Annotated in this window: 8 protein-coding genes; 4 read left to right on the plus strand and 4 right to left on the minus strand. The window is 68.2% G+C overall.

Annotated elements, in window-relative coordinates:
- Position 1: 1 nt before the first annotated feature.
- Positions 2-2296: a cyanophycin metabolism-associated ABC transporter gene (locus BMY53_RS23400; RefSeq protein ID WP_092949262.1), complete on the minus strand. Its 2295-nt coding sequence runs from the start codon at positions 2294-2296 to the stop codon at positions 2-4.
- A gap of 183 nt (positions 2297-2479) precedes the next feature.
- Between BMY53_RS23400 and cphA (BMY53_RS23405) the strand changes: the two genes are divergently transcribed.
- Genes cphA (BMY53_RS23405) through BMY53_RS23415 form a run of 3 tightly spaced genes read left to right on the plus strand, consistent with a single transcriptional unit; the run spans position 2480 to position 9473 of the window.
- Complete coding sequence (cphA, locus tag BMY53_RS23405; RefSeq protein ID WP_092949264.1) at positions 2480-4657, plus strand: cyanophycin synthetase; 2178 nt, start codon at positions 2480-2482, stop codon at positions 4655-4657.
- Between the two features lie 26 nt (positions 4658-4683).
- Positions 4684-7272: a cyanophycin synthetase gene (gene cphA, locus BMY53_RS23410; RefSeq protein WP_092949266.1), complete on the plus strand. Its 2589-nt coding sequence runs from the start codon at positions 4684-4686 to the stop codon at positions 7270-7272.
- A complete protein-coding gene (locus tag BMY53_RS23415) occupies positions 7269-9473 on the plus strand; it encodes an FUSC family protein (protein ID WP_143074213.1) in 2205 nt (734 codons plus the stop codon). Before cphA (BMY53_RS23410) ends, BMY53_RS23415 begins: the two co-directional genes overlap by 4 nt.
- Before the next feature lie 130 nt (positions 9474-9603).
- Here the strand turns inward: BMY53_RS23415 and BMY53_RS23420 are convergent, their stop codons facing one another.
- The 3 genes from BMY53_RS23420 to BMY53_RS23430 all read right to left on the minus strand — a co-directional run bounded on the left by BMY53_RS23420 (position 9604) and on the right by BMY53_RS23430 (position 12750).
- Positions 9604-10071 (minus strand): Hsp20/alpha crystallin family protein, encoded by a 468-nt coding sequence (locus tag BMY53_RS23420; RefSeq protein WP_092949270.1) that lies wholly within the window; start codon positions 10069-10071, stop codon positions 9604-9606.
- A gap of 48 nt (positions 10072-10119) precedes the next feature.
- Positions 10120-10593 carry an Hsp20/alpha crystallin family protein gene (locus BMY53_RS23425; RefSeq protein WP_092949272.1) on the minus strand — a complete coding sequence of 158 codons (474 nt, stop codon included), beginning with the start codon at positions 10591-10593 and terminating at the stop codon, positions 10120-10122.
- A 216-nt stretch (positions 10594-10809) separates the two neighbouring features.
- Positions 10810-12750: a diguanylate cyclase domain-containing protein gene (locus BMY53_RS23430; RefSeq protein WP_177201020.1), complete on the minus strand. Its 1941-nt coding sequence runs from the start codon at positions 12748-12750 to the stop codon at positions 10810-10812.
- A gap of 180 nt (positions 12751-12930) precedes the next feature.
- Between BMY53_RS23430 and BMY53_RS23435 the strand changes: the two genes are divergently transcribed.
- A complete protein-coding gene (locus BMY53_RS23435) occupies positions 12931-14157 on the plus strand; it encodes a low temperature requirement protein A (RefSeq protein ID WP_092949375.1) in 1227 nt (408 codons plus the stop codon).
- Positions 14158-14184 lie beyond the last annotated feature (27 nt).

Raw genomic sequence — 14184 nt, forward strand, 5'->3', positions numbered from 1 at the left:
CTCAGGCGTTGGCGGTATGGGCGTTGGCATTGGGGGTGACCACAACCACGCTGTCCTCGGCCTCCTGGTCCACCCGGCGCGCCTGCGCCTCCCACAGGCGCCAGTAGGCGCCCTGCTTGGCGATCAGTTCATCATGCGGGCCCACCTCCACGATTTCGCCACGGTCCATCACCACCAGGCGGTCCGCCTTGCGCAGGGTGGACAGGCGGTGGGCAATGGCGATGGTCGTGCGGCCCCGCACCAGGTTGTCCAGGGCCTTCTGGATTTCCTTTTCGGTTTCGGTGTCCACCGCCGAGGTGGCCTCGTCCATGATCAGGATGCGGGGGTCGATCAGCAGTGCGCGGGCGATGGAAATCCGCTGGCGCTCGCCACCGGACAAGCCCTGGCCCCGCTCGCCCACCAGTGAGTCATACCCCTGCGGCAGGCGCAGGATGAATTCGTGGGCATGGGCAGCCCGGGCCGCCGCCACGATTTCCTCGCGGGAAGCGTCCGGCTTGCCGTAGGCAATGTTCTCCGCGATGGTGCCGAAGAACAGGAAGGGCTCCTGCAGCACCAGGCCGATGTGGCGGCGGAAGTCCGCCAGCTGGAAGCGGCGCAGATCCACGCCGTCCACCTTGATGGCGCCTTCGGTCACGTCGTAGAAGCGGCAGATCAGGTTCACCAGGGTGCTCTTGCCCGAACCGCTGTGGCCCACCAGGCCGATCATCTCGCCAGGCTTGATTTCCAGGTTCAGGTCACGGATGACCGTGCGATTGCCGTAACGGAAACCGATATCTTGCAACGTGATGCCGCCCTCCACGCGTGGGAGCTTCACTGGGTTGGTGGGCTCGGGCACGTTGGACTGATGGTCCAGGATGTCGAAGATGCGCTTGGCGCCAGCCGCCGCCTTCTGCGTCACCGACACGATGCGGCTCATCGAATCCAGCCGGCCGTAGAAGCGACCGATGTAGGCCAGGAAGGCCGTCAGCGTACCGACCGTGATCTGCGAATGGGCAATCAGGTAGATGCCGAAGGCCCAGACCACCAGCAGGCCGATCTCGGTCAGCAGCGCCACGGTGGGCGAGAACAGGCTCCAGGTGCGGTTGAGCCGATCGTTCACCTCCAGGTTGTGCGCATTGGCCTCCTTGAAGCGCTGCGCTTCACGGCGCTCCTGGGCAAAGGCCTTCACCACGCGGATACCGGGGATGGTGTCCGCCAGCACCGAGGTCACCTCGCCCCAGACACGGTCGATCTTCTCGAAGCCGGTGCGCAGTCGGTCTCGCACCAGGTGGATCATCCAGGCAATGAAGGGCAGCGGCACCAGCGTCGCCAGGGCCAGCCAGGGGTTGGTGCTGAACAGGATCACGGTGATCATGCCCAGCATCAGGCAGTCGGTGATGAAGTCCAGCGCGTGCAGCGACAGGAAGACGCTGATCCGGTCGGTCTCCGAGCCGATGCGGCTCATCAGGTCCCCGGTACGCTTGGAGCCGAAATACTCCAGCGACAGGCCCAGCAGATGCTGAAAGGTCGCCGTGCGCAGGTCCGCCGCGATGCGCTCCGACACCAGCGCCAGGATGTAGGTCTTGGCCCAACCCAGCACCCACGACACCAGCGCAGCGCCAAACAGCCCGCTGAGGTAGAGCGCCACCAGGCTGGTGTCGATCTGCTGGCCCTGCTGGAAGGGAATCAGCACCTTGTCCATCAGCGGCATGGTCAGGTAGGGCGCGACCAGCGTGGCGCCGGTGGCCCCCATCATCAGCAGGAAGCCCAGCAAGAGCTGACCCTGGTAGGGTCGGGCAAAGCGCCACAGCCGCAGCAGCACCCAGGTGGACGGGGGGGTGTGCAGCTCCCGGGCGCAACTGGGGCACTCCTCGCTGTCTTCCGGCAGCACGGCCTGGCAGCTGGGGCAGAGTTCGGGCTCCTCGCGCAGGGCGGCCACGGGCTCGCCCCGGGTGTTGAAGGCGTCCTCGAAGCGCTGGGCCTGCAGGTTGGCACGCATGGTGAAGCGCCACTGGGCCAGCCGGCTGCGGCCGTCGGTCAGCTCCAGCAAGCCCACGCCCGCGTGGTCGGACAACACCAGGCGCAGCTCGGGCGCCCCCGCCAGCGCCCATTCCTGGACCCCGCCGGCGGCGGACTCCCGGGCCAGCAAGCGCTGATCCGTGAGTTGCAGCACGCCCGCGCCAAAGCGCAATTGCGTGTCGAGGTCAACCTCCAGCGTCGCCCGGACGTTTTCGCCAGGGCGCAGATGCGCTTGAAGTGCCTCCGCCGACGCCACCGTCGATGGACCAGCCGATACGACAGGATGTGAATGCTGCATTGTGATTGTTCTGAAGAAATGACCTCAACGGTATGGCAGGATTTTCTCCCAGGAAACCTCCGCAGAGGTTTACTGGTGAGCCCGCGCCCTTGACCCCGGCACCTGGTGCCACCATTTCTTGGGCGCACAATTGCGCTTTGCTCCATCTTCCTGTAGCCGGTCCCCCTCCACGACTCCCCCCAAATGAGCCGACACGACGACATCAAGCTCCTGCGCATCAACTACCTGCGCGGCCCCAACATGTGGACCTACCGTCCGGTGCTGGAAACCTGGCTGGACCTTGGGGACCTGGAAAACCACCCCTCCAACCTGCTGCCCGGGTTCACCGAGCGCCTGACCCAGCGCTTGCCGGCCCTGGTGGAACACCATTGCGGGGTGGGTGAGCGCGGCGGTTTCCTCCAGCGTCTGACCGAAGGCACCTGGATGGGCCATGTGCTGGAGCACGTGGTCATCGAGCTGCTGAACCTGGCCGGCATGCCCACCGGCTTTGGCCAGACCCGCTCCACCTCCACCACCGGGGTCTACCGTATGGTGTTTCGCGCCCGCGACGAACAGGTCGCCCGCGAAGCTCTCGGCCAGGGTCATGCCTTGCTGATGGCCACCATCAACGACCAACCCTTCGATGTGGACGCCGCTGTCCATGCCATCCGGGACAAGCTCGACGACTGCTACCTGGGCCCCTCCACCGCCGCCATCGTGGCCGCCGCCACGGATCGCCGCATTCCGCACATCCGCCTGAATGACGGCAATCTGGTGCAGTTGGGCTACGGGGGCCGCCAGCGCCGCATCTGGACGGCCGAGACCGACATGACCAGCGCCATTGCCGAAGGCATCGCGCGCGACAAGGACCTCACCAAGGACCTGCTCAAGGCCGTGGGTGTGCCCGTGCCCGCCGGCCAGGCCGTGAAGACGGCCGAGGAAGCCTGGGAGGTCGCGCAAGACCTGGGCCTGCCGGTGGTGGTCAAGCCGTCCGACGGCAACCACGGCCGGGGGGTCACGCTGGACCTGCGCCAGCAGCCCGATATCGAAGCCGCCTTCCGACTGGCGGACCAGGAAGGCTCGGAAGTGTTGGTTGAAAGCTACATTCCGGGCATGGAACACCGCCTGTTGGTGGTCGGTGGTCAGGTGGTCGCGGCGGCCCGGGGTGAAGAAGCCTGGATCACCGGCGACGGCAGCCACACCGTCATTGAACTGATCGACCTGCAGATCAACACCGACCCGCGCCGCGGCCTGACCGAAGACTTCCCGCTCAACCGCATCAACATCCAGGACGACGCGGTTGTGCTGCTGGAATTGCAGCGCCAGGGCCTGACCGGCGACGGCGTGCCCGAAGCGGGCCGCCGGGTGCTGATCCAGCGCAATGGCAACGTCGCGATCGACTGCACCGCGCAGATCCACCCCGAGGTGGCGCACGCCGTGTCGCTCGCGGCGCGCACCATCGGCCTGGACATCGCTGGTGTGGACCTGGTCACCAGCGACATCAGCAAGCCGCTGTCCGAAACCGGTGGGGCCATCGTCGAAGTCAATGCCGGCCCCGGCCTGCTGATGCACCTGAAGCCGGCCGAGGGCATGCCCCAGCCGGTCGGCCAGGCCATCATCGACCACCTCTTTGCCGAGGACGAAAGCGGCCGCATCCCCATCGTCGGCGTGGCCGGCTCGCGGGGCACCGCACAGGTGGCCCGACTGGTCGGCTGGCTGCTGCATCTCAATGGCCGCCATGTCGGCCTGGCCTGCGGCGACGGCCTCTTCCTGGGCACCCGCCGCGTGGAGCGCAAGCCCAGCGCCAACTGGGCCGCCAGCCACCGCCTGCTGATGAACCGCTCGGTGGACGCCATCGTGGTGGAGAACAGCGCCGGCACCGTCCTGAGCGACGGCCTGGCCTATGACCGCTGCCAGGTGGGCGTGGTCACCGACATGGGCCGCGTACCCGAACTGGACCAGCACGACGTGCTGACCGAAGACCAGCTCTACAAGGTGCTGCGCACCCAGGTGGACGTGGTGCTGTCGGACGGCGTGGCGGTGCTGAACGCCGAAGAACCCCGCCTGGTGGAAATGGCGCCGCTGTGTGATGGCGAAGTGGTCTTCTACGCCCACGACGCCGGCAACGCCGCCCTGGTGGAACATCGCGCCAAGGAAGGCCGCTGCGTGTTCCTGCAAGGCGGTGCAGCGGTGCTGGCCCATGGCAGCACCGAAACCGCCGGCGCCAACGTGGAAAGCCTGCAGGTCCGCTTCAAGGCCACCGGCCAGGACATCACGGCCGATGCCGTGCTGGCCGCCGTGGCCACGGCCTGGGCCCTGGGCATTTCCCCTGAACTGATTTCCGCCGGGCTCGATACCTTCGTGCCCGAGCTGCCCCAATAAAAAAACAGACGAACGAAAGACGACAGATGGAAGTCTCTCGCACCCGCGCCCTTCGCGGCCCCAACATGTGGAGCCGCCACACCGCCATCGAGGCGGTGGTGGAATGCACCGAGTCGGAACTCACGATCGCCGGCCTGGAAGGCTTCGAGGCCCGCCTGCGGGCCCTCTTCCCCGGTATCGGCCCGCTGCGTCCTGCCAGCAGTGCCAAGACCCCGATCTCGCTGGCCCATGTGCTGGAACAGGCCGCCCTGGCGCTGCAGGCCCAGGCCGGCTGCCCGGTCACCTACAGCCACACCCACACCACCTCGGAACCGGGCACCTACCAGGTGGTCGTTGAGTACAGCGAGGAAGACGTCGGCCGAAAGGCCTTCGACAAGGCGGTGGAACTGATCAATGCCGCTGCCGGCGGCGGCACCTTCGACGCCGATGCCGCCGTTCGCGATCTGCGCGAGACGGACGAAGACATCCGCCTGGGCCCCTCCACCGGTTCCATCGTGGACGCCGCCTGCAAACGCGGCATCCCCTTCCGCCGCCTGACGCAAGGCAGCCTGGTGCAACTGGGCTGGGGCGTGAAACAGCGCCGCATCTGGGCTGCCGAGGTGGACGCCACCAGTGCCGTCTCCGAATCCATCGCGCAGGACAAGGACCTCTCCAAGCGCCTGCTGCAGTCGGCCGGCGTGCCGGTGCCCATCGGCGCACCGGTGGACTCCGTGGACGAAGCCTGGACCGTCGCGCAGGACATCGGCCTGCCGGTGGTGGTGAAGCCGCTGGATGGCAACCAGGGCAAGGGCGTGACGGTCAACGTCGCCTCCCGCCAGCATCTGGAGATCGCCTACAAGGCGGCCGAGGACATCGGCCAGGTGATGGTCGAGAAATTCCTGCCCGGCAGCGACTACCGCCTGCTGGTGGTGGGCGACAAGCTCGTGGCCGCTGCCCGCCGTGACCCGCCCAACGTCACCGGCGACGGCACGCACTGCGTGCGCGAGCTGGTCGCCAAGGTCAATGAAGACCCGCGCCGGGGCGATGGCCACGCCACCTCGTTGACCAAGATCCGCCTGGACGACATCGCCATTGCCCGGCTGGACCTGCAGGGGCTGACACCGGAGTCCGTGCCCGAAAAGGGCCGCCGCGTCATCCTGCGCAACAACGCCAACCTCTCCACCGGTGGCACCGCCACCGACGTCACCGACGACGTGCATCCGGAAGTGGCCGCCCGTGCCATCGCTGCGGCGCAGGTCGTGGGTCTGCACGTGTGCGGTGTGGACGTGGTGGCCGAGAGCGTGCTGCGTCCGCTGGAAGACCAGAACGGCGGCATCGTCGAAGTGAATGCCGCCCCGGGCCTGCGCATGCACCTGAGCCCTTCCTACGGCAAGGGGCGTGACGTGGGTGAAGCCATCATCACCAGCCTCTACGGCCATGGCGCCCGTGGCGACAAGGGCGAGGACGGCCGCATCCCCATCGTGGCGGTGACCGGCACCAACGGCAAGACGACCACGTCGCGCCTGGTCGCCCACATGTTCGCCACGCAGGGCCTGCGCGTGGGCATGACCAACACCGACGGCGTCTATGTGGAAGGCCGCCAGACCGACAGCGGTGACTGCTCCGGCCCCCGGAGCGCCCGCAACGTGCTGATGCATCCGGACGTCGAGGCGGCCGTGTTCGAGACCGCGCGCGGCGGTGTGCTGCGCGAGGGTCTGGGCTTCGACCGCTGCCAGGTGGCGGTGGTGACCAACCTCGGCGAGGGTGACCACCTCGGCATGAACTTCCTCAACACCGTCGAGGAACTGGCGCTGGTCAAGCGCGTGATCGTGCAGAACGTGGCGTCCAACGGTTATGCCGTGCTCAACGCGATGGACCCGGTGGTCGCCAACATGGCTGCGGTCTGCCCTGGCCAGGTGATCTTTTTCGCCAGCGACCGCCATCACCCGCTGATGGCCACGCACCGCGCGCAAGGCAAACGCAGCGTCTATGTGGATGGCGACAGCCTGGTGGCCGCCGAAGGCGCCTGGCGCGAATCCATCCCGCTGCGCGACATCCCCTTCACCCGGGGCGGGGCCATCCCCTTCCAGGTGGAGAACGCCATGGCGTCGGTGGCGGCCGCCTGGGGCGTCGGCCTGGACTGGGACACCATCCGCCGCGGCCTGTCCAGCTTCATGAGCGACCCCGACAGCGTGCCGGGCCGTTTCAACATCATGGATTACCGGGGCGCCACCGTGATTGCCGACTACGGCCACAACGGTGACGCGATGAAGGCCCTGGTAGCGGCCGTGGAGGCCCTGCCCGCCAACCGCCGCTCGGTGGTGATCTCCGGTGCGGGCGACCGCCGTGACGAGGACATCCGCGTGCAGACGCAGATCCTCGGCCGTGCGTTCGACGACGCCATCCTGTTCCAGGACGCCTGCCAGCGCGGCCGTGAAGACGGCGAAGTGCTGGGGCTGCTGCGTCAGGGCCTGGAAGGCGCCTCCCGCACCCGTCATGTGGAAGAAATCCGCGGCGAGTTCGTGGCCATCGACCGCGCCCTGGAACGCCTGCAGCCCGGTGACCTGTGCCTGGTCCTGGTGGATCAGGTGGAAGAAGCGCTGGCCCACCTGGCCCAGCGCATCAAGGAAGCTTGAAACCGCACCGCCTCCCCACCGGACCTCGCCAGCAGCGCGGGGTGCTGGTCCTGCCGGGCGCCGCTGACACCTCCATCGCCTGGTTGCTGGGCCGGTGGCGGCAATGGCCGGTGCACTGGTGGAACGGGCTGACGGTCGCGCTGGGGGTGGCGCTGGTGCAGATGGTGGTGTCGCGCCTGGCGCCGCCGGCGCTGGCCCACATTGCCTCCCAACTGGCCATGGCCTGCGCCATCTGCGCCAGCCTGGCCGACCTGCCCGGCAACATCAGCCGGAACTTCAAGCGGGTGGCACTGGCCGGGGGGCTGGCCCTGCTGGCCGTCGCCGCCGTGGCCCTGCTGCGCCACCATCATGGCTGGATGGGCGCGCTGGTGGCCGTGATGGCGTTCAGCAGTGCCCTCATGCTGAGCTGGGGCCTGCGTGCGGCCGCCGTCTCGTTTGCACCCATCCTGGCGATGGTGTTTGCGCTCGCCTGGCCGCCGGAGCCGTTGCCGGTGGTGCTGGCCAGCGGCGCGGCGGGCATCCTCATCTATCTGGCCTGGGCGGTCATCAGCGGGGCGTTGCTGCAACGGCGCTTCCGCCGCCTGGCGCTGGCCGAGGCCCTGCGCGGCCTGGCCCAACTGCTGCATGCCCGGGCCGAACTGCTGGGCAGTGGCGGTGCGGCGCATGCCATGCACGACTGGCTGGGCAACGAAGCCCAACTGGCCGAGGTGCTGCAGACCGCGCGTGACCAGATCTTCCCGCATGTGCAGGACGATCCGCGCAGCACCGCCGTGCTGCTGCATGTGATTGAGTTGCGCGACCTGATGCTGGCCAGCCGGCTGGATCTGGAGCTGATCGGCGAAGACCCGATCGGCCAGCAACTGCGCACGGCCCTGGTGGAACGCCTGAAGGCGCTCACCACTGCCATGGAGCACTGCCGGCAAGCGCTGCTGAACGAGGATTCGCCCAGCTCGCTGGTGCTGCCACCGGTGTCCTGGCCCACCGTGCCGGCCCAGGACCCGCGCGGCCGCCTGCAAGCCCTGCTGCAGGACCGCCTGGCCCACCTGGACGGCGAAGTACTGGCCATTGCCCGCGCCCTGGACCGTGAACTGCCGCTGCCGCCGCTGCCGCTGGACCTGCTGCAGCTGCATCAGTTCGTCACGCCGGAAGGCTGGCCCATGGGGCTGCTGAAGGCGCAGTGGCATCTGGATTCACCGGTGCTGCGCCATGCGTTGCGCAGCATGCTGGCGCTCTCCAGCGCCTTCTACATCGCACTCGCGCTGCCCTGGGCCTCGCATCCGCACTGGCTGGTGCTGTCGGTGGCCGTGGTGCTGCGCGGCACGCTGGACCAGACCCTGGCACGCCGCAACATGCGGGTGCTGGGAACGGCCATCGGCTGCGGCTTGATCTTGCTGCTCTCGCTGGTGCCCAACCTGCTGCTGTGGATCCTGGTGCTGCAGGTGGCGGTGGGCATTGCCCACGCGTTCACCACCCGGCGCTACCTCATCACGGCCATCGCCGCGACGATGATGGCGTTGCTGCAGGCACATCTGGCGGACCCCACCCATGGCGTGGCGGTGGCGGAGCGGCTGGCGGACACGGTGCTGGGCGCCGCACTGGCCTGGGGCTTCAGCTATGTGCTGCCGGCCTGGGAGCGCCGCAACCTGCCCCGTGCGCTCAAGCGCGCGCGCGGTGCCTTGCAGCTCTACGTCCGGCAGGCCATGACGGCGGAGCTGACCCCGGCCGGTGCCTTGAGCCAGCGGCTGGCCCGGCGCCAGGCCTATGACGCGCTGGCGGCGCTGTCCGCCGCCCTGCAGCGCAGTGCGGCGGAACCCCGCCGTGTGCGCCCGCCGCTGCAAGAACTCAACACCATGCTGGACCATGGCTACCGGCTGATGGCCCATCTGTCGATGATGCGGCAGACCCTCATGCGCCGCGCTGCCGAGCTGGGCCCTGAGGGCCTGGCCCTGATGCCGCCACATGCCGAACGTCTGGCCCGTGCACTGGCCGGGCAGGAACCCGTGCCGCCCACACTGCAGTTGCTTCAGGACTGGAGCCTGCTGCCGGACGTGGGCCCGACCGAGGACATCCGCCCCTGGATGCGACGCCGCCTGCAGGTCAGCATGGACGACGCCGCCCGCGCCGGGCAGGCTGCGGAATCCGCGCTGATCGCGATGGGCGACGACCCGCTCGCGGCGCCGGTGACCCGTGCACCCGGATGACGGGGTGACAGGGTCACCGGGTAACCAGCTGACCGGGTAACCGGGTAACTGGATAGCCGGCTGACGGTGCCCGAGATGGGCGCCGCCCACGGCGGGGTCCGTTCCGTGCGGGCCCTGCGGGTTTTCAGCTTCAGCTCAGCGCCACCTGGATCTTGCGCGGCTGCGCACGAGCGGTCTTGGGCAGACGCACCTGCAGCACCCCGTTGCTCAACTCGGCGCTGATCTGGTCGGCGTCCAGTTCCTTGCTGAGCGTGAAGCTGCGGCGGTAGTGCTGACGGGTGACTTCCGCATGGCCTGGCCGCAGCCCGTCGGGCTGGTCCAGACGCATCTCGGCTTCGATGATCAGTTGATCACCATCCACCCGCAGGTTCAGCAGCTCACGCGGCACGCCGGGCAGGTCGGCATACAGCGTGATGCCTTGCATGTCCTCAACCACATCCACCGGGGGCACCAGCGCCTGGCCGGCACGCTGGCGAGTGGATGCCTGGGTGCCCGGTTGGGCGGAGGTGGCTGCGGCTGCCGCATTGGCGGCTGCGGCGGCATTGGCGGCCGCTGCAGGCAGGGCGGTGGTGGAGGAATGAACGGCTTGGGTGCTCATGATGTGTGCTCTCGAAGTCAGTGGGGTCGGTGGACGCCGTGGGCGATCTCAATGAATGTCGATACGGCGGGGCTGGGCGGCGGCGCGGCGCTGGATGCTCACGCGCAGCACGCCATCGCGGTAGCTGGCCTTCACCTGATCCGGATCGATGTCATCCGGCAGATTCACCACACGGCGGAAACGTCCCGTGAAGCGTTCGTTCTGATGGCGAATGGTCTTGGCCGCGCTTGCCGCCTCCGCCGCACCTGCCTCGCCAGCCGGTGCGGATGCGGCCGATGCCGCCTGGGTACGCTCGCCGGACAGGCTCAGCACCCCCCGGTCCAGGTCCACGCTGACGGTGGCCGGGTCCAGCCCCGGAGCAAAGGCATATACCTCCACCGCCTCGGGCGACAGGCCGACATTCAGTGCCGGGTAAGTGCCCTGGCCGCTGCGGCTGGGCTGGACGTCAAAGGCGTGGCTGACCTCGCGCTGCAGGCGCTCCAGGTCGTTGAACAGGTCACGGGCAAACAGACGTTGGTACATAGGGGCCTCCTTCACGGACGGTGGGGGATCTGATCGGCGGCTGCGTGCCGCCATGGATCCAAGCTTTGGTCGGCCCAGGCGTTCTTCAAGATCTTGAAATCAGGGGTGGTACGCCCCCATATCGCCCGCCGATCCGCCCGTCCGCCCGTCCGCCCATCCGCGCCCCGCCGCTCCTCGCTCCTCACTCTGGCGCCATTGGCGCGCGGCTGCCCAGGCTCAATGGCGCCGGTCCGACCCCGGCCAGTGCTGCACCGCAAAGCGGTTCCGCCCTGCCCGCTTGGCCTCGTAGAGCGCCCGGTCCGCCAGTGCCACCAGCTCCCGTGCGGGCACCTCGGCGTCGATCACGGTCGCCACGCCGATGCTGGTGGTGACCGTCAGCCCGGCCATGGCCTCGCTGCGCACCGCCTCCAGGATCTTGGTGGCGACCTGGGCCGCCTCGTCCGGATGGTTGAGGCCCTCCAGCACCGCGATGAATTCGTCACCCGCCAGCCGCGCCACCAGGTCGCTGGCCCGGACGCTGCGTCGCAGACAGTCCGCAAAGGCGCACAGCACCTCATCGCCAACGCTGTGGCCGTAGGTGTCGTTGATCGACTTGAATCCGTCCACGTCCAGGAACACCAGCGCCATCGCGCCGCCGTCCCGCGCCCTGCGCCGCTGGCGGGCCAGCGCCCGTTCCAGGCCACGGTCCAGTTCCCGCCGGTTGGGCAGGCCGGTGAGCGCATCCGAACTGGCCAGTTGCGCCAGTTGCGCCTCAGCCTGCTTCATCGGCGTGATGTCGATGGACAGGGTGTACACCCCCACCACGTGGCCGCCGGGCCCGACGTCCGGCAGGTAGATGTTGCGCAGGTGGTGCAGGCGGCCCAGCAGCGTCGACGCCACCTCAAACTCCACCCGCTCCCCCTGCAACGCCCGCATCAGATGCGGCCGGCGCTGCGCATACAGCTCCGGGCCCATCAACTGCTCCACCGTACTGCCCACGATGTGGGCGGGGTCCTGCCCCAGCCAGGTCCGTATCGTCTCGTTGACATAACGGACCCGCTGGTCCGCGTCGACGTAGGAGATCAGCACGGGCAGGTTGTCGGTCACCGCCTTCATGCGCTTTTCGCTGCGGGCCACCTCGTCGGCATGCCGCTTGCGATCAGTGATGTCCATGGAGACGGCATAAAAACCGTCCACCGCGCCAGCACGATCCTTGGCCCCGTGGCTGATCGGATGATCGGGCACAAAACACTGATGGAAGTGGCGCAGTTCCCCTGCCACCAGGAACTCGATGTCGAACTCCACCCGCTCGCCACCCAGCACCCGCTCCACATACGGCAGCAGCAGCGCGGCGTCCTGGGGGGTATGCAGCTCCTGCATGTCCTGGCCGACAACCGCCTGAGGGTCGAAGCCAAAGACACGCCCGGCCTCGACATTGGCAAACAGCAGCCGGCCATGCCGGTCGAACTGGCCGATCATGGCCGGCACGTTGTCCGCAATGCCGCGCAAGCGGTGCTCCGAGCGTTCCGCGTCACGGGTGCGGCTGATGACCTGGGTGACCGCCAGGACCGTGAAGACGGTCAACGCGCCCAGCCCGACGAGCAGCAGCAGTTCCGCCTGCCCCGTCTCCTTCTGCAGCCTGGCATTGATCGCCCCCCGTTCGGCCTGCATGTCCGCCAGCACTTCACCGATCAGGTCGCGGAATTCGTCCATGTGGCGCTGGCCCTGGTCGCTCATCACGAGTTCCAGGGCCTCCTCGTGCCGGCCGCTGTCGTGCAGCCGCAGCGTCTGGCCCAGCTCCTGGAGCTTGAGCAGTGCCAACTCACGGATCCGTTGCAGGCGAGGCTCGCGCAAGGGGTCGGGGTTTCGCTGCACGAGCTCGTTCAGGCGTTGCTCCAGGCCCAGCATGGCATCACGGTAGGGCTGCAGATAACTGCCCTTCTGGGTAAGCAGGTAGCCGCGCTGGCCGGTCTCCGCATTCAGCAGGTCTTGCGTCACCCGGTGCAGCTGCGGCAGGCTGCGGTTGATCCGGTCTGCACGTTGCAACAGGCTCACCGTGGTCTGGGCCCGCCAGGCCAGCAGCCCGGAAAGCACCGCGATGGCGGCCAGCGACAGCAACAGCAGCCCCACGCCGCGACCCATCATGGTGCGCAGGGTGATGTCGGGAGAAGATCGCATGAAGTCGCGGGCTCGATGCGTGGCGTCATGCCTCGCGCGGGCAATTATCAGTGCCGCGTTGTTGCCCCCGTCAAGGCCGTCCCCCGTTGTGCGGGACACAGACACCCCTGCGGTATTTGCAACAAGGACCCCGCCCCAATGGCGGACGCGCGACCGGCGCAGCACGCCTACAGTCCGCCCATGCACCCCTCTTTGCACACGCTCAGGCCCTCCCACCGCCCCTCGCTGCTCCGTGCGCCGGACCCGCAAGGCCACGCCAAGGTCAGCTTTGCCGAGCTGTTCTTCGACCTGGTGTTCGTGTTTGCCGTCACCCAGCTCTCCCATCGCCTGATCGGCCATTTCTCGCTGGCGGGCGTGGCGCAGACCCTGTTCCTGATGCTGGCGGTCTGGTGGGTCTGGGTGTTCACCTCCTGGGTGACCAACTGGCTGGACCCGGACCTCACGCCGGTGCGGGCCTGCCTGTTCCTGTTCATGCTGCTCGGGCTGATGATGTCCGGCGCGATCCCCGACGCCTTCGACGACCGCGCCCTGATGTTTGCCGGCAGCTACACCGCCATCCAGGTGGGGCGCACGGTGTTCTTCCTCTGGGCCGCACGTGGGGGCCATGCCTCGCTGGTGCGCAATTTCCAGCGCATGCTGGTCTGGCTGGCCACCAGTGCCGTGTTGTGGTGGTGCGGCGCGCTGGAAGAGACCTGGCGCCTGCCCTGCTGGGTGGCGGCACTGTCCCTGGAATATGTGGCACCTTCACTGGGCTTTGCCGTGCCGGGGCTGGGCCGCTCCGCCACGTCCGACTGGAACGTCTCAGGCGGGCATCTGGCCGAGCGCTGCGCGCTGTTCGTGATCATTGCGCTGGGGGAATCGCTGCTGGTGACCGGCGCGACGTTTTCCGCGCATGCCATCACCGCCGCATCGGCGCTGGCCTTCGTGGTGGCCTTCGCCGGCAGCCTGGCCTTGTGGTGGCTGTACTTCGACACGACCAATGAGTTCGCCACCGGCCGCATCGCCCACAGCCAGGACCCCGGCCGACTGGCCCGTCTGAGCTACACCTACCTGCACCTGCTGATCGTGGCCGGCATCATCGTCAATGCGGCGGGTGACGAGTTCGTGCTGGCCCATCCGCTGGGACACACCTCGCTGCAGACCGCCGTCTGCGTGCTGGGCGGCTTCGGGCTCTACATCCTGGGGGTGGGGCTGTTCAAGTGGTCGGTGATGGGGCGGTGGCCGTGGTCACATGCGGTGGCCATTGGCTCACTGGCGGTGGCGAGCCCGTGGGTGCAGGCCTGGCCGCCAGTGCTGACCAGTGCGTTTGCCTGTCTGGTCCTGGTCATCCTGGCCGCATGGGAACGCCACACGCGTGCGGCATGCGTGCCGCAGGTGCCGGTGGCAAGGACGCCACCGGTTGCTTGAGGAAATCGGCAGAAGGGCCGCGGGTCG

Origin of the sequence: Roseateles sp. YR242 (assembly GCF_900109745.1) — a bacterium.
In the GTDB taxonomy this organism is placed as follows: Bacteria; Pseudomonadota; Gammaproteobacteria; order Burkholderiales; family Burkholderiaceae_C; genus Roseateles.